We start from the raw sequence: 19,114 nt of genomic DNA, 5'->3' as shown, positions 1-19,114 counted from the left end.
ACCGTGTTTTCTATGCACTCCAGAGCACAAGGGCAACATTACCTCGCCGCTTCGGTATGTGGAAAAGTCCAAATGCCTCATAAGTTCATATTTGTGACACTTTGGAAAGAAAAATCATCATTTTAAACGTGAATGCGCACATAAACGGAGTCAACGGTCACAAATCGCGATATATGTGACCGTTGAGGGTCGAAAGTGCACGGTTTAAAGGCTGGATTGTCACATAAGTGACCGGCCATCACACGCTTGCGCCAGGTGGTAACCCTCGGTCACGACTTTTACCCTTCGGCAATCGTTTTTCGTGTTGTCCGCAATCCCTGCAGTGACGAACAACAATCAGCAACGAAGTGAGAGGCACTTCAACAGTCCATAGGTCGGTATTTGCTCGTAAAGGCTTATCTCGGTTATCGGATTCAGTCAATTTCTTTAGTTCAACTTATCTAGCCTTGAAGATCATTCAAATATGTACTGTCACACAAAACACAACATCTTACTTAGATATTGTGTTTTTGTGTGTATTTTATCGCTTGTCATCATTCTTTTTACAACAAGCCAATCTTTACATGAACCAGTTGGGCAATATGTTCATACGTCGTAGAGCTATGTAATCATTCCTCCAACACAAATGTCACTCGCTCTTCTAACTGCTCACCCTCTTCTTCCCAACTTATGTCCAAATATGTTTCGATGCCGGCATCTTGCCGGTAATTCTGGACAATGTCGGGGGCAGGCATCGTTAGTTCGTACGGTTCATTTGGGTTCATGTCAGCATCGTGACTGACTGAACCGCTTTGCTCGTCATCCTCGATAAGAATTGTGACTGGCGAATCTAACGCTTCTGCGCTCCCTACGTACGTCGCTTCAATGTCTAGATTCGTCGTACTCGCCGGTGATTCTCCTTCAAAGATCTCCCAACAGCCTCGACCTCCCAATGATCCGATGATCCGTGAAATGTTGCTGAGTCAACAACTTCTGGGTTGTCGTCTGGGTCGTTTGTACAAGCGACGAGTACGAACGTGAAACTGATGAATAACGTTTTTTTTAAACATGCACATCGCTCCTAACTAATTCATCCAATGAGTCATTACAAATACTAAAATTAGACTAATGACTGTGAAGGCAACCGCTTCAATCCGTTTTCTTGCTTTCGTCTTATTCGCTTTTTTTGTTAAATACCTTCGTTCTTTTTCTACAATTTTTTCTTCACTTCTAAACACCCAGCTACACGTAGCACCAACGACAGTAGGGGAGGAATTGAATAAATGTGGACAATTGCTCGTTTATTACTACTTGTGCAATGAAGAATCCTGTTACTAAAGAAATCGGCGTATATACAAAGGTACGAATGTCTACTTTTCACTTCTTCATATGAATTAACATTCTCCATAAAAAACAACACCTAATTCGAATACAGATTAGTACAGATTTTACCATATATTTCACATCACTAGTCATTCAACGAGGCGACTTTTATTTCCTAAATTATTTAGTAAGAAATTCCATCAAAATTTTTTAAAAAAACTGTTGCTTTCATATCTTCCCTGGTTGTATGATATACGCAAGTTTTAACAATTAAAACTCATAAACTAACACTTGCGAGGTGGTATTATGAAGCGTATCGTTTATCAAACCAATAAGAAGTTTCGTCAGTTTTTCGAAAGAGTACTTTACACATGATTGTAACTGTACGGAAACCGAACATCAGCGAACGTATTATCTTTTTGGAGACGATATTGTTTCAGAATGCCTTCTCCATCGACAAGATATGCCCGAGCATAACGAAACTGTATGAGTAAGACCTTTTCATTACGAATGAAGTTTTTATAATACAGTTATGTTAAGAACCGATGTAAAGTTATCGAAACCATTGTAAGTTGTTTATATGTAGCTATAATGAAACAAATGAGATTTTCCCAAAGGGGAGTAGCATTCGAGTAGCTGTCGTCATTACGGGAGAAATCCTCGGCACTACTGGCAACTATTGTTGCTTGCGAGACCTTTGTCCATCTAACTTGGTGGGCAAAGGTTTTTTTGTATCCTTTGTTGCCACCTTGAAGGAGAATGTTCAATGAGTGCACTAAAGAAACTGCTCAAGTCAAAAGTAGTTAGAGATGGGATTAAAGAAGCCCAAAAACATGTCGTTCCACTTGTAAAGAAAGAACTTGCCAAACGCAAAGGAACGAAAAAACGATAATGGCTGGTGTCACAAAGACGTATAAGCAATATGCTGACAGTGTTTCATTTTGGGTAGTAAAAGGAACGTATGAAGTCTACTCATCACACCCTCACTTGTCCATTTGCGGTGCAGGGAGAAGCGCTGCTGTTTTTAAACTTCCTGAAGAGAATCGAGTCATCAAAGTATATTATCCTCCTTTTGAATCGGTCGCTAAACAAGAATACATCAACTATATGAAAATTACGGATCACCCTCAATACGCTTCACTTTATGAAGTCGGTACCAACTATATTGTTCTCGAGTACATCAAAGGCAAGACAGCGTTTCAATGTTTGCATGAAGGCATTCATATTTCCCTTGATCAGATTAAACAAGTTGATGATGCGTTAGGCTACGCACGCACACAAGGCCTTTACCCGTCAGATATCCACTTACACAACCTATTAATTACGAGCGACGGTTTAGTCCGTATCATCGATATTGCCCGCTTTTCTAATCCTAAGCCATGCCGACAGTGGGACGATCTTAAAGCAGGCTACTACAAGCATTATCGTAAAGCTTATTTCCCTACTCAGGTTCCAAAATGGCTGATGAACACCGTTGCAAAAATCTATCGTTCGCGCTACCCGAATCGCCATTGAAAGATACATTTCCATCGTGCAATAATGGTTTAAGAGTATTCTGTTAATATTTGTTGTTTTCGATTGGAGTGTATGTTCCATGGATTTTATTTTTTCGAATCACTTTATCTTTACAATGATTGTTCTTGTGGCGGTTGCCTGCGGTATGCTCATTAAAAACGAGGTGAGTAAAGATAAACGACAAGTTGTTTTTGGGATTAGTATGGCCCCTGCCATCCTTTTATATTGGGACATATCTTCTACGAGCCCATCAATTTTTTTAATGTTCATTTTACCACTTCTTCTCACCATCGCTTATGCTATTATGACGACTTATCATGTGTACAAGGTAGTAAAGAACGGGTGAAAACTGAAAAGCAAAGTAGTGTATTGGGACAACTACTTTGCTTTTCTTTAAACCCTAATAGGCGTCGTCTTCATTCACTTCTGTCACAAACAAACGATACAAGTTGTCTGGCATTTTAATAAGACCTTCAACATTCTGAGAAATTGCGTAGATGTTGTCTTGGTGAACGAGATTCACCATTGGTGCTTCTTCGACGATGATGGCTTGCGCTTCGTGATACATACTTTCGCGAGTGTCTATATCAGTCTCTTGGCGTGCATCAAATAACAGTTCATCAACGTCTGCATTCTCATAGTACGTTCTGTTGCCTGAACCACCCCAGTTGCTTGAATGGAAAGGATTATAAAGGCCGTTATCACTATCTCCAGAAACGGCTGTCCAAGACATAATCATTGCCTCATGCGTACCATTTGCCGTACCGTCGAGCAATGTCCCCCACTCCATTGACTCAATGCTCATATCCACACCGACTTCTGACAACTGGTCCTGAATGATTACCGCCATTTGCTGGGTGACTTCATCCGCATCGCCGACCCAAACGGTAAAGTTGATGTCTTCGCCAACTTCCTCTAAAAGTGACTGAGCCGCTTCTGGATCGTAAGCAATCGGTTCTAAATTGTCGTCATACCCAAAGATTAAATCACTAATCGGTCCATCTGCTACTTTCCCGTTTCCTTGCATAATCCCCTCGAGTATTACTTCCTTATCAATGGCCATAGAGATCGCTCGACGAACATCTGCATCTTGAAACAGCTCATGCTGATTATTAAAACCTAAATAGGTCATGCCCAAGCTCGCATCACTAACGAGCTCAACATTTTCCGTGCTTTCTACTTGACTCGTATTTAATGCACTAATCGTATCTGCTACATGTGCTTCTCCGTTAGAAACCATCCCGATTCGTGTTAACTCCTCAGGAACGACTTTAAAAGTAACAGCATCAAGGGCTACGGCATCTCCCCAATATTCAGTATTTCGAGAGAGAACGGCTTCATTTCCTTGATTCCATGTGTCTAATACAAAAGGTCCTGTCCCCGCCGTCTCCGTATCAAGATTAAACTGCCCCTCTTCTACTGCATCAAGAGCTTTCGGACTAATGATACTGCCTCCATTATGCGCTAAGTGTGCGGGTAATGCGCAAACGGATAAGAGGTCGTAATCGTTACTTCATTCTCCCCTTCAACGTCAATTGAATCAATCATGTCAAACAAAAATGCCCGAGGGGACGCAACATCCGGATCAATGACACGTTCTAGCGACTGCTTGACCGCTTCTCCTGTTAACGGCTCACCGTCGTGGAACGTGATATCTTCACGAAGCTCAAAAACCCAAGTGAGTTCATCCACTTGCTCGAAAGATTCTGCCAAGTGAGGTTGGACTTCCATATTTTCATCCATAATTGTTAAACTTTCATAAATTTGACTTCGTACTTGTGTAGAAGCCGTATCATTTGAACCGTGAGGACTCAAGTCAACCGCATCGCTAGACATTGCAAAAATAAGCTCAGAATCTCCTCCCGTTGACTCAGTCGTTTCCTCAACCTGCTCGTCAACATCTTCGCTACAACCCGCTAAAGCGGCAGCCAGCATAATGGCGACAGCACTTTTACTTGTTCTTCTTTTCATGATTACCTCTCCTCTGTAGTTGCTGTTTGAACAAACGTTTTCACTACACGCATAAATCGCTCATATTCGTCTGACATCACTCGATGACTACTATTTTCAAATAACACATACGTCGCTGTAGGTATAGATTCAGCTACGGCTTCATTCGCTTTAGGAGGTGTGATCCAATCATGAGCACCGGCGATGACGAGGGTTGGGACTGTGATCGAACGATTGCTTTCTGTAAAATCCATCTCCCGCATAAAACCGCCAAACCCTTGGTTCAATGCCCGATAATTTCTACGCACTTTTGGCCTTTTGGATTTCCCTTCTTTCTGCTCCCGTACTGAATAGAAAGACCCCATTTGTGCATAAAACAGATCCAACTCTTCGTCCGTTTGAAAGTCCCCATTCCAAAGCTTTTCGCAAATCTCAATCTGCTCAGGGGTCCCATTTTCTTTCACAATCTTCTTTGCATCTTCAAGAAAACGATGATTCGGCGCTGTCGTGACGAGTAGTAATCCTAATAAACGCTGACCATACTTCCGTGCATACCCTTGAGCAACCATCCCCCCATATGAGTGGCCTAAGATCCATACTCGATCCAATCCGAGGTGCTCGCGCAATGCTTCCAAATCTTCAACGTTATAATCAATATGTAATGTCTCCTCTGGCGCATCGTCTGAAAATCCACACCCACGCTGGTCCACATAAATGAGTTGCATCGTATCCGTAAGCGCTTGAAATGTTGGCTTAAACCCGATATGATTGCCTCCTGGTCCACCATGTAGCACAAAACAAACAGGCTTTTTCACTAAATTCCCCTCTCGAACTTCATACTCTGCACCTTCAACATCAAAATAAAGTCTTGTTCCATTCACCGTTGCATACATCGGGTTCATTCCTTTCCGTGAAAATTTTCCGAATATAATTACTAGAATACTGAATTCTGGATTCAATGTAAATATTAAATGGCTGCTTTCTATAAGTAGGCTCATCCATATACGTAAATCACCATCTAATGTGTTCGAAATTTGCAATACTGAAAATTGCCGAATGAGCAAAATTGCACATAGAGCAATTTTAGTTTACGATATGAAAAAGCAAAGACGAAGGGGCAATGATGATGGAGACTCACAGCTTGCGTGAAAGAAAAAAAGAAGCGACGAGGGCTTCAATTGCTGATTGTGCATTTCAATTGGCCCAAAAATATGGTGTTGATGGCTTCGGCATTCAAGACATTGCCAATGATGCAATGATCTCTCGCCGTACTTTCTCAAACTACTTTTCTTGTAAAGAAGAAGCCATTGCTCATGCAGCTTTTATCTTCGACAAAAATATTGACTTGTTGTCTATGAGCGTCGACATTAACGAAGAAACCCCATTATCTCTTATTAAGTACGGGTTAAAAAACCAGAGGGTCTTTGAAAATATAGAACGCAAACATCAAATTGTTCAACTCGGGAGAACGAATAAAACATTGATGCTTTATATTTATGGGACATTCACTGAAATTCAGCGTCATAGTGTTGACGCACTAAAAGCTCATTTTGGTCATCGTTATCCTGATTATTATTATCAACTTCTCTTAGGTGCTGTGATTTCTGCAGTTATTCCTACAACCGATTCGCAAGGTTCTATAAGACTTCCCGAGCAGCTAACCGAAAGCCATTTTAACGATTATTTGGATGATGTTTTCCTCACGTTAGAAAATGGTTTTTCACATTAATTCAAGATATGGAGAGATATAATGAATAATAAAACGGTCATCATCACCGGTTCTAATAGCGGCATTGGATTTGAAGCGGCGAAACACTTCGCCCAACTAGGCAGTCACGTCGTGCTCGCCGTAAGAAATGAAGCAAAAGGTGAGGAAGCTAAGCATGAGATTCTCACTAATTACCCAAATGCCCAGGTTTACGTATATTATATTGACCTTGCGAAACTTGAAACCGTTGATCCGTTTGTCAACCGAATACAAGAGAAATTCTCTGCCATTGACGTGCTCATTAACAATGCGGGGGTCATGATGCCCCCACACACCTTTACAGATGATGCTTTGAATTGCAATTCGCCAGTAATCATCTCGGTCACTTCGCACTTACCGGTCGATTACTCCCCCTATTAGAAAAAGGAGAAGCATCCCGAATTGTCACGTTAACTTCCATAGCATATCGCTACGGAACCATTCATTTTGATAACTTAGATGGAATATCAGGGTACAGTAGCTCCAAGTTTTACAGCCAGAGTAAGTTAGCGAATCTGCTGTTTGCAAAAGAACTTGATGATCGCTTAAAAACACACGGCTACACTACGATTAGTCTAGCCGCTCATCCTGGGTTATCCTCCACAAATCTATTTAAACTTGGAAAAACAGAAACCCGTTGGTTTGCCAAACCACTTCTTAAACTCTTTAGCCAACCGCCAAGTATGGGGGCATTGCCGATGATTATGGCAGCTACTGATGATTCGCTCCAAGGTGGTGAACTCATTGGTCCTGATGGCGCAGGTGGGAGGAAAGGAAACCCAACGATTGAGGAACCAAAGACCGACGTTTATCATTCAGCTACGATGCGTAAACTTTGGACTGTTTCAGAAGAATTAACGAACACCCACTTTGCTAATGACGATGAAACGGTGGCCCATTCAGCTACTAGATAGGTTGAACTAAGGAATTTCATTAAGAACCAATAGTAAACTTGGAAAATGGAAACTGTGCTCGAGTTGCGACCAACTGTTCTCAAGTTGGGGAAAATCGTAGGAAAAGCGATGTATTCTCCTAAACTAGGGAACAGAATGAGCAAACTCGGGAACAGATCACCGGGTCACGTGCATATCCTCGCCCCAAAGTACCCACAAGACGTCGGCGCGAACCGAGTCCGATTTGGTTTCGGACCCGCTGGGGCCGACAGGGTACTCGTTTTTCTCAACATTGAATCTGCTCTCCGGTTGGAACGAACTGCGCTAATGTTTAGCAGAATGAGCGCCAAAATCGTTAAACTAGGCAAACTTGGCGCAGAAAGTGTAAACTAGCGCGTAAAATGGCATCCAACACCGCGCTCCCCTTCCAACCCAACAGCGCAAATCAGGAAAGTCTTACGTTCATTGTATATAGAGAACCTGCGTTGTTATACAAACAAGAACAAGCGCCGTGACGCTTGTTCTTGTTTGCACTTCTCGTCAGTCATTTAAGCAACCGCAGCTTTATTGGCGGGGTTTAGTTTTCGTTCGATTTTACCCATAATAAGGTCTGCAATAATCGCCATCAGAGCTGTTGGTATTGCACCTGCAAGAATAATTGCCGTTCCGTCGGTCGCATTTGTTCCACGCACGATAATGGCACCAAGTCCCCCAGCACCGACGAACGTTCCAATGGCGACAATCCCGATGCCGACAACGAGCGCTGTGCGAATTCCTGCCATAATAACACTGACTGCAAGCGGTAACTCCACCTTTGTTAACAATTGTAAGCGTGTCATCCCTGAAGCATAAGCGGCGTTTGTTACTGTCTTGTCAACGCCCTTAATGCCAACATACGTGTTTTGGATAATCGGTAGAAGTGAGTAAAAGAATACGGTCGTAATGACCGTCGTTGTACCAAGTCCCATCGCAACCATCGTAATGGCCATAAAGCCGAGTACAGGAATCGTTTGAATAATGCTACCAAAAGTCAGTACCCAAGAACTTAGTTTTCCGTACCTTGCAATAAGAATACCCACTGGAATGGAAACGATCGATGCAAAAAGGACTCCGTAGGCAGCCATCAAGAAGTGACGGTAAAACTCTTCCCAGATGTAAAAACCATTTTGAGAAACATACGTAATAAACGTTTCCATTACTGATCCTCCTCGTTGACTACCCCATCTTCAAAGTAGTTATTCTCTTCGAGAAATTCTCGAGCAATCGTCGATGGGCCAACCAATTCAACATCGCCCATATAATTCATCTCTTGCATATCTTCTGTGCTCACCGTATCACTTAACTTATGAAGAATGCCTTCAAGTTCTGGGTGATCATCAAGCACTTCATTACGTATCACAGGTGAAGCGTCATATGGAGGAAAAAAGTCATCTTCCAGAACGGTTAGATCATAAGCCGCAATACGACCATCTGATGAATAGCCTAGAACGGCATCCATGTTCCCAGAAGCCGCAGCTTCATAAACAAGACCAATTGCCATCGGGTACACATCACCAAAAGCAAAATGCGTTTCAGTAAATGCCGCATAACCATCTCCCGTTCGATTGACCCAGGCATTATCAACACCGAAATTCATCTCATCTGCGAACGGTTTTAAGTCATCTACATGCTCAATATTCTCTTGTTCTGCAAATGCTTCTGTGACAGACACCGTGTAACTATTGTCAAATCCATAGGATTCTGCCACGTCTGATTGAACAACTCATCGAATTCCTGCTGGACGATCTGCATCGCTTCTTCAGGATCTGTAACATCTTCATAATTGAGCACGCCCGCGATATCTGTTCCCGTATAACGGGTTGCTGTGATATCAACTTCTTCTTGCATCATCGCTTGATGCAACACCATCGTCGATCCAAGATTTGTTACTAATTCAGTCTCTAAATCTGTATAATGCTCAATCATATGAGCAAGTGTGTAACCCCAGATTTCGGATTCGACGGTATCTAACGTTGCAATGCGAATCGTCTGTTCTGACGGTCCACCTAAGCCGGGCAAAGAACAGCCTGACAACAGAAGTGCTGAAGCCATCACGGTTGGTATTACTTTTTTCATGCGGTTTCACCTCTCATTGCAACCGGTGTTAGTTTCTTTTCAATCTTTGAAAGTAAGCCATTTGCAAGCAACGCAAGTAAGGTTGCAGGAATGGTACCTAGAATAATTAACTCAGGTTGATACAAGTTTAAGCCATCAAAGATGAGATCACCTAAACCACCACCACCGATAAAAGCGGCTAGAGTTGCCCAACCGATTAAGTATACCGTCGCAAAGCGAATGCCTGACATAATGACGGGTAGCGCAAGCGGTAGTTCAATCTTTTTAACTGTTTCCCAATTGCTCATCCCCATGCCTCTTCCGGCTTCTTTTAAACTATGATCAACTTCCATCACACCGGTATACGTGTTTCTTAATATTGGCAGTACCGAGTAGATAAATAGTGCGATAATTGCAGGCAACACACCAACACCTAGAAATGGCATTAAAAATGCAAGGATCGCAAGACTAGGCACAGTCTGTAAGATGCCGACAAATGAAATGATTCGATCAGCGATTTTTGGAATTCTCGTTAATAAAATACCAGCAGGGATTGCTACAATCACTCCGAGAAGGATCGCTGCCAGTGAAATGTACATATGCTCGCCGGTCTTTTCAACTAGATTCCAGCCGTACGTTGTTAGCGTATCGATGATTGCTTCAAACATGTCGTAACCTCCTTATTCCGTTGCGGCAACTTGGGCGGTTTCTTCACCCCAGATTGTGTCATAAACCATATTCGCGAGCGCTGCTCTCGTAACAATTCCTACAAGTCGATTGTTCTCTTCAACGACTGGCACGTACGCACTACCACGACGAAGCATCCGGTACATGGAGTCACGCAACAAATCCTCACTATGAACGGAATATTCTTCGGTATCCATCGCTTCATAGACGAAATTCCGTTTCTTATAATGCGAATCAATCATTTCAATATCGATGTATCCTTTTAATGTATCCATCTCATCAATGACTAACAGAGAATCGACACGGTTGTCGCGCATCACTTGAATCGCTTCTTTTAAAGTGCGCTCTTCTTTCACTGTGACTGGCTCTGCATTCATGATTTGCTTAACAGTCGTTACATCTGGACGACTTTGTAACAATCGATTTTTACCAATAAAGTCTTCAACAAATTCATTAGCAGGATTCGTTAAAATCTCATCCGGACTTCCGACTTGCACGATTTCTCCAGCGTTCATAATGACGATTTTATCGGCTAGTTTAATAGCTTCGTCCATATCATGAGTGACAAAAACAATCGTTTTGTCCACTTCTTTTTGTAACTTCTTAAATTCTTCTTGCAAGCCATCACGGGTAATCGGATCTAGCGCTCCAAATGGCTCGTCCATCAAGATTAACGGTGGATTTGCAGCTAATGCACGCAACACACCAATTCGTTGTTGTTGTCCACCGCTGAGCTCGTGTGGATAACGCTGTAAGTACTCTTCAGGTAAATCCACTAAAGAAATAAGCTCTTTCGCACGTTCTTGTTGCTTTTGCTTACTCCATTTTAATAATGAACCTACAAGGGAGATGTTCTCCCCTACCGTCATGTGTGGCATCAAACCGATTTGTTGGATCACGTAACCAATTGAACGACGCAATTGCACAGAATCTTGATCTAACACATTCGTCCCATCCACTAAGATTTGACCTTCCGATGGTTCTACGAGACGGTTAATCATTTTCATTGTTGTTGTTTTTCCACAACCACTTGGTCCAATAAATACGACAAACTCACCTTTTTCAATCGTTAAGTTTAGTTTATTTACTGCAGGCTTTTTACTGCCATCAAAGGTTTTTGTTACGTCTTTGAATTCTAGCAAATCAAGCACCTCCATCATTTCTTACTCTCGCTTGCAACTTTCTCAGTATAATGTTTCGACCTTAAATTAGGAAAACCTGAAAAAACCGATACAGTTTGTATAATCTATGCAATTTAAACTTTACAAAGTATACAAAAGGTAATATCGTAAAATTACTAACGATTCCTCACTTTTTCTACCTGACCTGTTTTTTTGCAATTGATTTGAGGAATGATAAGGTTAATCACAGTGATTGAAGGAGGCATGTCCGTGGAATCATTATCAAACGATCAGCTACTTACTGAGTTACAAGCAGCAGAAGATCAAATTACCGACCGAATTGCTGATAATATGGAGACATTTGGTGTTTCATCAACAGTTGGAAGACTACTCGGTATCATTTATATGAATCGTGAAGCGATGACGTTAGATGCCCTTGCCGAAGAAACAGGCATGAGCAAAACGAGAATGAGTCAAGTCATGCGTCAGATGCTTGCGCTAAATATTGCAGAAAAAGAATTTGTCAAAGGCAGTCGCAAAGAACATTACAATGTAGAAAGCGATTATGCACAAACATTCATCTCGTTGTTTACGACAAACTGGAAGGAAGTTGTATCACGTAACATGACGCTTGAACGACGATTACGAGAGCGCGTGGATCATATGAAGACTTCCTTATCGAGTGAAACACCCGTTGAAATTAAAGATCGCGTTGAAGCGCTGTCCGAAGAACTTGATGCGTGGCAAGCGTATTACAACTGGATTGATCGACTTGTGTACTTCTTTGAAAGTGGCCAGATCTTTGATCATGTACCGCTTCGCGACAGCCAAAAGGAGGACAACCATCATGAAAAATAAACGAATCATTACCGCTGCACTTACAGGTGCGGGTGACACAACGAGCAAAAGCAAGCACGTACCGATTACACCAAAAGAAATTGCAGATTCAGCCATTGAATCTGCTAAAGCCGGTGCAGCGATTGCACACATCCACGTCCGTGATCCGAAAACTGGAAAGCTAAGTCACGACGTTGAACTTTTTAAAGAAACGGTTGAACGTATTCGTGAAGCCGATACGGATGTGATTATTAACATTACTGCTGGAGGTGGCGGTGACTTTGTCCCAAGTCTAGAAACACCCACTACAGGTGGTCCTGGAACAGACATCCAGACCCCTCAAGAACGCCATGAACCCGTCGGCAAATTGCTACCAGAAATCTGTACGCTCGATTGTGGCAGCTTGAACTTCGGAGATGAAGTCTATCTTGGCCCTGCTGGATGGCTCCGTGAGCATGCACAACTCATTAAAGACAGTGGCGTGAAACCTGAGATGGAGATTTTTGATACGGGTCATATTCGTTTAGCGAATCAGCTCGTCTCTGAAGGATTGATTGAAGGAAACCCAATGTATCAATTTTGCCTAGGTATTCCATGGGGTGCCGATGCAGATGCTGAAACGATTGATTACATGCGTAAACGTACCGTAGAAGGTGCCCATTGGTCAGCGTTTGGGATTGGTCGTATGCAACTTCCGATGGTTGCACAATCGGCATTACTCGGAGGAAATGTACGCGTTGGACTTGAAGACAACCTTTACCTTGAAAAAGGTGTACTCGGTTCAAATGAACAACTTGTCGACCGAGCCGTTTCCGTCTTAAACAGTGTTAACCTTGAACCTATGACACCAAGAGAAGCACGTGAACAGTTAAACTTAACCGCATTTAATCGATAGAGGTGTAAATCATGAAGACATTTGCAGTACTCGGCACAGGTGTTATCGGTAACGGTTGGATCGCGCGTTTTATCGCGAATGGCCACCGCGTACACGCCTTTGATCCCGCTCCAGGCGCCGAAGAAACCACAAGAAATCTACTTGAAGAAATTTGGCCAACACTTGACGAGTATGGTATCTCAGAACACGCATCGTTGAAAAATCTAACATTCTTTGAAACATTGGAAGAAGCGGTTGAAGATGCGGATCTCATTCAAGAAAATGTACCTGAACGTGAAGAACTAAAGAAATCCGTGCTCTCACAAGCCGATGCTGTGGCGAAACCGGAGGCGATTCTCGCTTCGAGCACATCGGGTTATATGCCGTCTGTGTTACAAGAGGCTTGCACGAAACATCCAGAGCGAGTCATTGTTGCTCACCCTTTTAACCCGGTCTATTTAGTGCCGCTTGTCGAAATTGCCGGGGGTAAACAAACAGATCGCCGTTACATGGAGCAAGCACAAGCGATGTACGACGAGATGAACATGAAACCACTCATGATGAGCGGAGAAATTGATGGTCACATTGGCGATCGCCTGATGGAAGCTCTTTGGAGGGAAAGTCTTCACATCGTCAATGACGGTGTTGCGACTACAGAAGAAGTCGACAAAGCCATCGTTTATGGCCCTGGCCTTCGTTGGGCATTAATGGGACCGTTTATGACGTTGCATTTAGCAGGCGGCAACGCGGGCATGCGCCATATGCTTGAGCAATTTGGTCCGGCGCTAAAACTTCCGTGGACACGTCTCGTTGCCCCTGAACTAACGAAAGAATTAAGCGAAAAAGTCATTCAAGGAACGGCAGAACAAAGTGGAACTGTATCAATCGCAGACCTTGAACATCGTCGCGATCGTTTCTTAATTAAATTGATGGACTTACTCGAAGAAGAAGGTTTTTGGCCATCAGAAAAGGTGATTGCTTATGACAGAACGTAAAGTCATTTGGAACGGTCGTGTCCAATCTGACATGGTCGATTACAATGGTCACATGAACGATGCATCTTATTCCTTGGTGTTTAGCGAGAGCCTCGATGCACTCATGGAACGACTGGGTTGGATGCATCTGGACGAGAGCGCCACGCATACACGATTTTCACGTTAGAAGCGCACATTCGTTATTTACAAGAAGCCCATGAACAACAAGCGTTACGAACGACCGTCATCATTCTCGATCAAGATGCCAAACGTTTGCACCTTTGGTTTGAGATGGAAAATGATCACGGTGACATCATCGCAACAAGTGAACAAATGGTAATGGGAATGGACACAACGACTGGACGCCCTGGACCATTTCCAGAGGAAATTGAACAAAGCCTCTCTTCTCTACCCAAATTAGACAGAGCAATGGCCAGAACGCGCAAATGTGCTGATGGGCATTCGGAGGAAATAAGAAAAAGCTCGCGTTGTAGTTAAACAATGCGAGCTTTTTTTGTTTGGTTTTATCACGGCTACTGATTTATACGACCTTTTGCTTCGGCCGCCTTACAATATTAATAATCAGGCTAACAATGACGATAAATCCGATGTACCCAAGCAATGGATAAACGGTGTTGACGAGGTCAACAAAACCGATGAATCCAAAACCTAAGCCGAGTAAGCAAGCAACAACAACTGCTCCTCTGTAGGCGTTCGTGTTCGGTGCAAAGAAACGTACTAGGAACGTGTATAACGACGTTGCTGCTGTACTATAGATCATCATGAGTAAACCGATTGCCATGAAGAATCCAACAATTGGATTAAACTCATGTGCCAATAACAGGATTGGCATTTCAGCCTCATGAACCCGGTCTAAGTTTAAGTACACACCAAGTGCCACAATAATAGCAATTACACCTAACGCCACACCACCTAAGATCGCACCATTCGTAATCCTTTCCGATCTTTCTCTACGGCTCCTAACACAACCATGATGGCAAATCCGACCATAAAGTTAAACGAAACACTAATGAGTGTACTGAGTGTCCAATGTGGAGACACCGTTAATTGTTGGCTAGCGATGCTTTCCAACGTCGCGAAGCTCGCTTCGCTCGCAAAGATTGAATACACAACGATAATGAACAAAAGCACGAGTATGTAAGGACTTAACGAGCTAATGATCGTTATGATTTTATTCGTATCGAGTAATAAGGTGGATATGAGTACGAGACTCATAAAAACATAGCCCCAAATCGGTGCAAGGCCGAATGATTGTTCAAATAATGAACCACTTCCTGCAATCATAATCGCTCCTAAGCCAAACAGGAAAAAAGTAAGCGCGACATCGATGACCGGTCCAAGGTATTTTCCACATAAATGATACAGCACCTTTTTATGATTGCGAACGTGTAACTGATCTCCGAGCATCACGAGATGGTAGCCGAGAATCGGCAACAAAATCATCGTAACCGCCGTTCCTACAATTCCCCACACACCATGACTCACAAAGAATTGAAGCATTTCTTGTCCTGAAGCATAGCCCGCACCAACGACGGCACCAACGTAAACCCCAGCAACACGGAGTGTCGTCTTCAATGTTTTCTACCTCCTATGCTGCACGATGTACCGCACATTATTCTCTATCTATATATGATAAATATTTAGATAAAACTATACTATTAAATTATTAAATGTCAAATAAAACACTAGAATATTAAAATAAGAAGAGCCCCACAAAAGTGAGGCTCCACACTGCTATTACACATTTTCTTGTTTTAGTGTCTCAATGATATTGTCTTTTTTGATTTTGGACATGGAATAGATCATCGCGACGATGACAATTACCAAAACCGCAACAATGGCAATGATAATCTCCAGCCATGGTAGTGTAAAAGCGTAAGCAAACGCGTTTTGATTCGTAATATAGATGCTATACATAATCCCAATACTAATTGGAAGGCCATACAACAACGCCTTTAGGCCATAAAAGATGCTTTCGAAATAGATCATCTTGTTAAACGACCGAGGGGTCATACCGATTGACTTTAACATCGCAAATTCTCGTCTTCTAAGCGCAATACTCGTTGAAATTGTGTTTATAATGTTTGCAATAGCAATCATTGATATGAGCGTAATAAACCCGTATAAAAAGATGGACATGACGGTGGTGATTTGTTGATCCCGCTGCTCTTGAGCGTACGTATTATGAATCGCTGCCTCATCAATGAGCGCAAGATCTTCAAGTTCTTGCTGTAAAGCCTCCGGTTGGTCAGTCGTTACATACAGCATATCATACAAAGGTTGACCGCTTACCGTTTGAATATCTTCAAATACATCTGGTGAAACGATGAGAACCATTGACCCTAACCATTGTTCAAAATAACCAAGTGGGTAATCGTTCGTAATCGCTCCGATCTCAACATCAACAACGTCTTCATATTCGTACAATTCTCGTTCTTCATCGTAATTTTCCTGTTCTATTGTGAACGTATCATTTTCATTCGCACGTACACTAGGCTCTTCTACATATCTACCTGCTTCTGTATCTTCGTACAGTATCTCACTCACAAGTATGGCCCGCGTTTCATCTGCACCGATAAATCGCTCAGTATCTGCACCGATGGAAGTGGCGTATTCAGAAAAGCTATCGGCATCGAGACCGATCACTTGGACATGATAAGGATAGTTCCCATCAATCAAGTAATCCATGTTATCCTCGACCTGATTGGTCAAGCCTTCAGGCCACCTTTCCGGTTCTACAAGCGTTCGAAATGTCACGGAGCGGTTTACACTGCCTTCATTTACCGAATCCATGTTCAGTACTTGATCAACAATGGCTGCAAACTCATCGTCATTACGATCAACTTGAATACTAAGATCGTAGTTTTGGTTCACAAAAGACATGTGCATTGATTGCGAAAGTGCTGAAGCAAAGTACGATATCGAAAGAAATAAAATGATGCTCACGACCAATGAAGAAACGGTAACGAAATAACGCTTATTGTTTCGCTTCAAATTCTTTAATGCGAAATCTCCTTCTACCCCAAACAGCTTTCGCACGAGACGATTGGTTTTCACTTTCTTTTTCGTAAGCTTGACGTCTTGTGATTGCCGGATTGCATCAACCGCGGTAATTCTTGAAGCCCGTAAGGCCGGAATAATCGTGGAGATGAAAATTGTCATCGCTGCAAGGCCAATTGAAATAAAGACCGATTCTTTAGAAACGACCATTCTTAGTTCGGTATCGAGTGCACTAGAGAGAAGATCATTAATAAAATAAGTCGTCACCCCAATTCCTGCAACTCCAGCTACAATCCCAATAGGAATCGCAATCAGTCCGATGATCAATCCTTCAAAGTAGACCGAATTTCGTTTCTGCCGCTTCGTCGCACCAACACTTGAGAGCATTCCTAAATAGCGAGAACGCTCAGATACAGAGATGGCAAACGAATTAAAGATGAGAGCCACTGATCCAATGACGATAATTACCATCACAATGGCCATGAGTCCATACAGCGTCGTTTGCATATTGTCGCTTGCTGTCAGCCCATGTGCACGTAATAGTGAATCATTGTAGAACGGTTGCTCTAAGCCTGCCTCCTCGGCAAACGTGTTCACTTGATCATAAATCGTACGGTCCACATCACTGACTGACATGTACGCCATCGCTGTGCTGTCGTCTGCAATTTCTCCTTCATCAAGATGACCGATAATAGGGTAACCTGGTGTCCAAGAATGCTGCCAGAGAGGCTCCCGGACAACCCCAACGACACTAAACGAATCTTCCGTGACATTCGTTAGTCGCTCGGCACGTTCACCGTTAACGGTGTGTAGAGCATACGCATGTGTCCGCTCATCATCAAACGTGATGTCTTCTGCGACACGTTCCCCCATTTCCAGATGAATCTCACTACCGATGTCCATCAATTGTTCCGACACAATCACTTCATCTGGTCCGCTCGGAAATCGCCCTTCAACAAGCTCTAATTGCATCGTGTCAAAACCTGTTTCATTTAATTTTGTGACATATACATAGGGCTTTGATGAATCAGTACTCGCCCCGTACTCAGCGTAACCAGACTCACGTATTAGCGCGACGTCATCAAACAAATCACTTTCTCGAATTGCTTGAAGTTGGGTTTGGTTGACCTGCTCAAATGCAGCATGCCAATCGCCTGCATTTTCAATGGCATTGCGCTTTAAGACGTCTTGAAACGTCGACCCTAACGTCGCAACGGCCATGATCATGGCAACAGAAATAATTGTTCCCATGATTGTAATGAGCGTGCGTTTTTTGTTCTCTTTAAGATGCCGCCTAGTTATTTTGTTGACGATGCTCATGGACGAATCACCTCGTCCTTACTCACGCGCCCGTCTTCAATCGAAATGACTCGATCCGCTTGAAGAGCAATACGGTCATCGTGCGTAATGACGAGCAACGTCTGATTGTACGTGCGGTTGAACATCTTTAGTAGATCAATGATTTCTTTACTGTTTTTACTGTCTAAGTTTCCCGTTGGCTCATCTGCAACATAATCGCAGGGTTGCTAATTAACGCTCGACCAATGGACACGCGTTGTTGCTGCCCCCCAGACAGCTGATTCGGCAAGTGATGAATACGCTCTTGCAACCCTAACAACTCTACCGTTTCTTGAAACTGTTTCTTGTCAACCTTATGGCCGTCTAACAAAAGCGGCAACGTAATATTCTCTTCAACCGTTAAAATCGGCAACAGATTATAAAATTGATAAATTAACCCGATTTGTCGGCGACGAAAAATCGCTAAGTTTGTTTCATTCAATTGATAAATATCTGTATTATCGACCCACACTTTGCCACTGCTCGGCCGATCCACGCCTCCCAATAAGTGAAGAAGCGTCGACTTCCCAGAGCCGGATGGACCCACGATCGCCACAAACTCTCCTTTTTTCACAGAGAATGAAACGTCATCTAACGCCTTCACCGCTGTATCTGCTTGTCCGTATACTTTTGACAATTGTTCTATCTTTACAATCTCCATAACGTTCCCTCCAGATCATCTGTATACGTTAAGCATAAGCGTCCAAAGTGACGGCTTCGTGACTCGGCAAGTGACAATACCGTCACTTAAAATGAAATGC

At 42.9% G+C, this 19,114-nt stretch carries 23 protein-coding genes and 2 pseudogenes; 12 read left to right on the top strand and 13 right to left on the bottom strand.

Features of this window, described 5'->3' with window-relative positions:
• Positions 1 to 608 precede the first annotated feature (608 nt).
• Positions 609 to 932: a hypothetical protein gene (locus tag JCM19037_RS12615; protein ID WP_042401607.1), complete on the bottom strand. Its 324-nt coding sequence runs from the start codon at positions 930 to 932 to the stop codon at positions 609 to 611.
• Between the two features lie 132 nt (positions 933 to 1,064).
• A complete protein-coding gene (locus JCM19037_RS25810) occupies positions 1,065 to 1,217 on the bottom strand; it encodes a hypothetical protein (RefSeq protein WP_193744753.1) in 153 nt (50 codons plus the stop codon).
• An 851-nt stretch (positions 1,218 to 2,068) separates the two neighbouring features.
• Between JCM19037_RS25810 and JCM19037_RS28580 the strand changes: the two genes are divergently transcribed.
• The 3 genes from JCM19037_RS28580 to JCM19037_RS12605 all read left to right on the top strand — a co-directional run bounded on the left by JCM19037_RS28580 (position 2,069) and on the right by JCM19037_RS12605 (position 3,163).
• Positions 2,069 to 2,194 carry a hypothetical protein gene (locus JCM19037_RS28580; RefSeq protein ID WP_255357912.1) on the top strand — a complete coding sequence of 42 codons (126 nt, stop codon included), beginning with the start codon at positions 2,069 to 2,071 and terminating at the stop codon, positions 2,192 to 2,194.
• Complete coding sequence (locus tag JCM19037_RS12610; RefSeq protein ID WP_042401604.1) at positions 2,194 to 2,817, top strand: serine/threonine protein kinase; 624 nt, start codon at positions 2,194 to 2,196, stop codon at positions 2,815 to 2,817. The genes JCM19037_RS28580 and JCM19037_RS12610 overlap by 1 nt, the downstream gene beginning before the upstream one ends.
• 79 nt (positions 2,818 to 2,896) lie before the next feature.
• Positions 2,897 to 3,163, top strand: coding sequence for a hypothetical protein (locus tag JCM19037_RS12605; protein ID WP_042401602.1), 267 nt, complete (start codon positions 2,897 to 2,899; stop codon positions 3,161 to 3,163).
• Between the two features lie 54 nt (positions 3,164 to 3,217).
• Here the strand turns inward: JCM19037_RS12605 and JCM19037_RS22955 are convergent, their stop codons facing one another.
• The 3 genes from JCM19037_RS22955 to JCM19037_RS12595 are packed head-to-tail and all read right to left on the bottom strand — an operon-like array spanning position 3,218 to position 5,660.
• Positions 3,218 to 4,261: an ABC transporter substrate-binding protein gene (locus tag JCM19037_RS22955; protein WP_373900876.1), complete on the bottom strand. Its 1,044-nt coding sequence runs from the start codon at positions 4,259 to 4,261 to the stop codon at positions 3,218 to 3,220.
• Positions 4,262 to 4,281: 20 nt separating this feature from the next.
• Positions 4,282 to 4,788, bottom strand: coding sequence for an ABC transporter substrate-binding protein (locus JCM19037_RS28575; protein WP_052363863.1), 507 nt, complete (start codon positions 4,786 to 4,788; stop codon positions 4,282 to 4,284).
• Between the two features lie 2 nt (positions 4,789 to 4,790).
• Positions 4,791 to 5,660: an alpha/beta fold hydrolase gene (locus JCM19037_RS12595; RefSeq protein WP_042401599.1), complete on the bottom strand. Its 870-nt coding sequence runs from the start codon at positions 5,658 to 5,660 to the stop codon at positions 4,791 to 4,793.
• Positions 5,661 to 5,908: 248 nt separating this feature from the next.
• Between JCM19037_RS12595 and JCM19037_RS12590 the strand changes: the two genes are divergently transcribed.
• The 4 genes from JCM19037_RS12590 to JCM19037_RS25805 all read left to right on the top strand — a co-directional run bounded on the left by JCM19037_RS12590 (position 5,909) and on the right by JCM19037_RS25805 (position 7,800).
• Complete coding sequence (locus tag JCM19037_RS12590) at positions 5,909 to 6,496, top strand: TetR/AcrR family transcriptional regulator (protein ID WP_193744752.1); 588 nt, start codon at positions 5,909 to 5,911, stop codon at positions 6,494 to 6,496.
• 21 nt (positions 6,497 to 6,517) lie between these two features.
• A complete protein-coding gene (locus JCM19037_RS29390) occupies positions 6,518 to 6,895 on the top strand; it encodes an SDR family NAD(P)-dependent oxidoreductase (protein ID WP_307189801.1) in 378 nt (125 codons plus the stop codon).
• Positions 6,832 to 7,428, top strand: a complete 597-nt coding sequence (locus JCM19037_RS12585; protein ID WP_307189800.1) for a hypothetical protein — start codon at positions 6,832 to 6,834, stop codon at positions 7,426 to 7,428. Before JCM19037_RS29390 ends, JCM19037_RS12585 begins: the two co-directional genes overlap by 64 nt.
• 135 nt (positions 7,429 to 7,563) lie before the next feature.
• A complete protein-coding gene (locus tag JCM19037_RS25805; protein ID WP_193744751.1) occupies positions 7,564 to 7,800 on the top strand; it encodes a hypothetical protein in 237 nt (78 codons plus the stop codon).
• Positions 7,801 to 7,955: 155 nt separating this feature from the next.
• On the opposite strand, the gene JCM19037_RS12575 is transcribed toward JCM19037_RS25805, so the two are convergent.
• The 4 genes and pseudogenes from JCM19037_RS12575 to JCM19037_RS12560 form a co-directional block, all read right to left on the bottom strand.
• Positions 7,956 to 8,603, bottom strand: a complete 648-nt coding sequence (locus tag JCM19037_RS12575) for an ABC transporter permease (RefSeq protein ID WP_042401589.1) — start codon at positions 8,601 to 8,603, stop codon at positions 7,956 to 7,958.
• Positions 8,603 to 9,522, bottom strand: a pseudogene (locus tag JCM19037_RS12570) (osmoprotectant ABC transporter substrate-binding protein). The gene JCM19037_RS12575 and the pseudogene JCM19037_RS12570 overlap by 1 nt, the downstream one beginning before the upstream one ends.
• Complete coding sequence (locus JCM19037_RS12565) at positions 9,519 to 10,169, bottom strand: ABC transporter permease (protein WP_152549059.1); 651 nt, start codon at positions 10,167 to 10,169, stop codon at positions 9,519 to 9,521. The pseudogene JCM19037_RS12570 and the gene JCM19037_RS12565 overlap by 4 nt, the downstream one beginning before the upstream one ends.
• Positions 10,170 to 10,181: 12 nt before the next feature.
• The gene (locus JCM19037_RS12560) at positions 10,182 to 11,330 is read right to left on the bottom strand and encodes a betaine/proline/choline family ABC transporter ATP-binding protein (RefSeq protein ID WP_042401619.1); all 1,149 of its coding nucleotides are present in this window, start codon (positions 11,328 to 11,330) and stop codon (positions 10,182 to 10,184) included.
• A 330-nt stretch (positions 11,331 to 11,660) separates the two neighbouring features.
• On the opposite strand from JCM19037_RS12560, the gene JCM19037_RS12555 reads away from it, so the two are divergent.
• From JCM19037_RS12555 to JCM19037_RS12540, 5 genes are read left to right on the top strand one after another with little or no spacing between them, the layout of a single operon-like run.
• Positions 11,661 to 12,167 (top strand): GbsR/MarR family transcriptional regulator, encoded by a 507-nt coding sequence (locus tag JCM19037_RS12555; RefSeq protein ID WP_373900874.1) that lies wholly within the window; start codon positions 11,661 to 11,663, stop codon positions 12,165 to 12,167.
• The gene (locus JCM19037_RS12550; RefSeq protein WP_042401586.1) at positions 12,157 to 13,041 is read left to right on the top strand and encodes a 3-keto-5-aminohexanoate cleavage protein; all 885 of its coding nucleotides are present in this window, start codon (positions 12,157 to 12,159) and stop codon (positions 13,039 to 13,041) included. Before JCM19037_RS12555 ends, JCM19037_RS12550 begins: the two co-directional genes overlap by 11 nt.
• Positions 13,042 to 13,052: 11 nt before the next feature.
• On the top strand, positions 13,053 to 14,015 hold the full coding sequence (locus JCM19037_RS12545) for a 3-hydroxyacyl-CoA dehydrogenase NAD-binding domain-containing protein (RefSeq protein WP_042401583.1): 963 nt from the start codon (positions 13,053 to 13,055) through the stop codon (positions 14,013 to 14,015).
• Positions 14,002 to 14,181 (top strand): thioesterase family protein, encoded by a 180-nt coding sequence (locus JCM19037_RS30130; protein ID WP_373900863.1) that lies wholly within the window; start codon positions 14,002 to 14,004, stop codon positions 14,179 to 14,181. The genes JCM19037_RS12545 and JCM19037_RS30130 overlap by 14 nt, the downstream gene beginning before the upstream one ends.
• Positions 14,133 to 14,492 carry a thioesterase family protein gene (locus tag JCM19037_RS12540; protein WP_238544705.1) on the top strand — a complete coding sequence of 120 codons (360 nt, stop codon included), beginning with the start codon at positions 14,133 to 14,135 and terminating at the stop codon, positions 14,490 to 14,492. The genes JCM19037_RS30130 and JCM19037_RS12540 overlap by 49 nt, the downstream gene beginning before the upstream one ends.
• Positions 14,493 to 14,535: 43 nt before the next feature.
• Here JCM19037_RS12540 and JCM19037_RS22945 read toward each other — a convergent pair whose 3' ends face one another.
• The 4 genes and pseudogenes from JCM19037_RS22945 to JCM19037_RS12525 form a co-directional block, all read right to left on the bottom strand.
• Positions 14,536 to 14,922, bottom strand: a complete 387-nt coding sequence (locus JCM19037_RS22945; RefSeq protein WP_052363862.1) for a hypothetical protein — start codon at positions 14,920 to 14,922, stop codon at positions 14,536 to 14,538.
• A gap of 5 nt (positions 14,923 to 14,927) precedes the next feature.
• Positions 14,928 to 15,590 carry a hypothetical protein gene (locus tag JCM19037_RS22940; protein WP_052363861.1) on the bottom strand — a complete coding sequence of 221 codons (663 nt, stop codon included), beginning with the start codon at positions 15,588 to 15,590 and terminating at the stop codon, positions 14,928 to 14,930.
• Positions 15,591 to 15,752: 162 nt separating this feature from the next.
• Positions 15,753 to 18,335, bottom strand: a complete 2,583-nt coding sequence (locus tag JCM19037_RS12530; protein WP_042401581.1) for an ABC transporter permease — start codon at positions 18,333 to 18,335, stop codon at positions 15,753 to 15,755.
• A pseudogene (locus JCM19037_RS12525) lies at positions 18,332 to 19,014 on the bottom strand (ABC transporter ATP-binding protein). Before JCM19037_RS12525 ends, JCM19037_RS12530 begins: the two are co-directional and overlap by 4 nt.
• Positions 19,015 to 19,114: the final 100 nt, after the last annotated feature.

Source organism: Geomicrobium sp. JCM 19037 (assembly GCF_000698105.1).
GTDB lineage: Bacteria > Bacillota > Bacilli > Bacillales > Marinococcaceae > Geomicrobium_A.
Note: the sequence above shows the minus strand (reverse complement) of the source record. Positions and strands in the feature narration are given on the sequence as shown.

Excerpts from the sequence above, each read along its gene's own strand:
- JCM19037_RS28580 (WP_255357912.1), top strand. The coding sequence starts at position 2,069 with ATGAGTGCACTAAAGAAACTGCTCAAGTCAAAAGTAGTTAGAGATGGG.
- JCM19037_RS12610 (WP_042401604.1), top strand. The coding sequence starts at position 2,194 with ATGGCTGGTGTCACAAAGACGTATAAGCAATATGCTGACAGTGTTTCA.
- JCM19037_RS12605 (WP_042401602.1), top strand. The coding sequence starts at position 2,897 with ATGGATTTTATTTTTTCGAATCACTTTATCTTTACAATGATTGTTCTT.
- JCM19037_RS28575 (WP_052363863.1), bottom strand. The coding sequence starts at position 4,788 with ATGAAAAGAAGAACAAGTAAAAGTGCTGTCGCCATTATGCTGGCTGCC.
- JCM19037_RS12595 (WP_042401599.1), bottom strand. The coding sequence starts at position 5,660 with ATGTATGCAACGGTGAATGGAACAAGACTTTATTTTGATGTTGAAGGT.
- JCM19037_RS29390 (WP_307189801.1), top strand. The coding sequence starts at position 6,518 with ATGAATAATAAAACGGTCATCATCACCGGTTCTAATAGCGGCATTGGA.
- JCM19037_RS25805 (WP_193744751.1), top strand. The coding sequence starts at position 7,564 with ATGAGCAAACTCGGGAACAGATCACCGGGTCACGTGCATATCCTCGCC.
- JCM19037_RS12575 (WP_042401589.1), bottom strand. The coding sequence starts at position 8,603 with ATGGAAACGTTTATTACGTATGTTTCTCAAAATGGTTTTTACATCTGG.
- JCM19037_RS12565 (WP_152549059.1), bottom strand. The coding sequence starts at position 10,169 with ATGTTTGAAGCAATCATCGATACGCTAACAACGTACGGCTGGAATCTA.
- JCM19037_RS12555 (WP_373900874.1), top strand. The coding sequence starts at position 11,661 with ATGGAGACATTTGGTGTTTCATCAACAGTTGGAAGACTACTCGGTATC.
- JCM19037_RS12550 (WP_042401586.1), top strand. The coding sequence starts at position 12,157 with ATGAAAAATAAACGAATCATTACCGCTGCACTTACAGGTGCGGGTGAC.
- JCM19037_RS12545 (WP_042401583.1), top strand. The coding sequence starts at position 13,053 with ATGAAGACATTTGCAGTACTCGGCACAGGTGTTATCGGTAACGGTTGG.
- JCM19037_RS30130 (WP_373900863.1), top strand. The coding sequence starts at position 14,002 with ATGACAGAACGTAAAGTCATTTGGAACGGTCGTGTCCAATCTGACATG.
- JCM19037_RS12530 (WP_042401581.1), bottom strand. The coding sequence starts at position 18,335 with ATGAGCATCGTCAACAAAATAACTAGGCGGCATCTTAAAGAGAACAAA.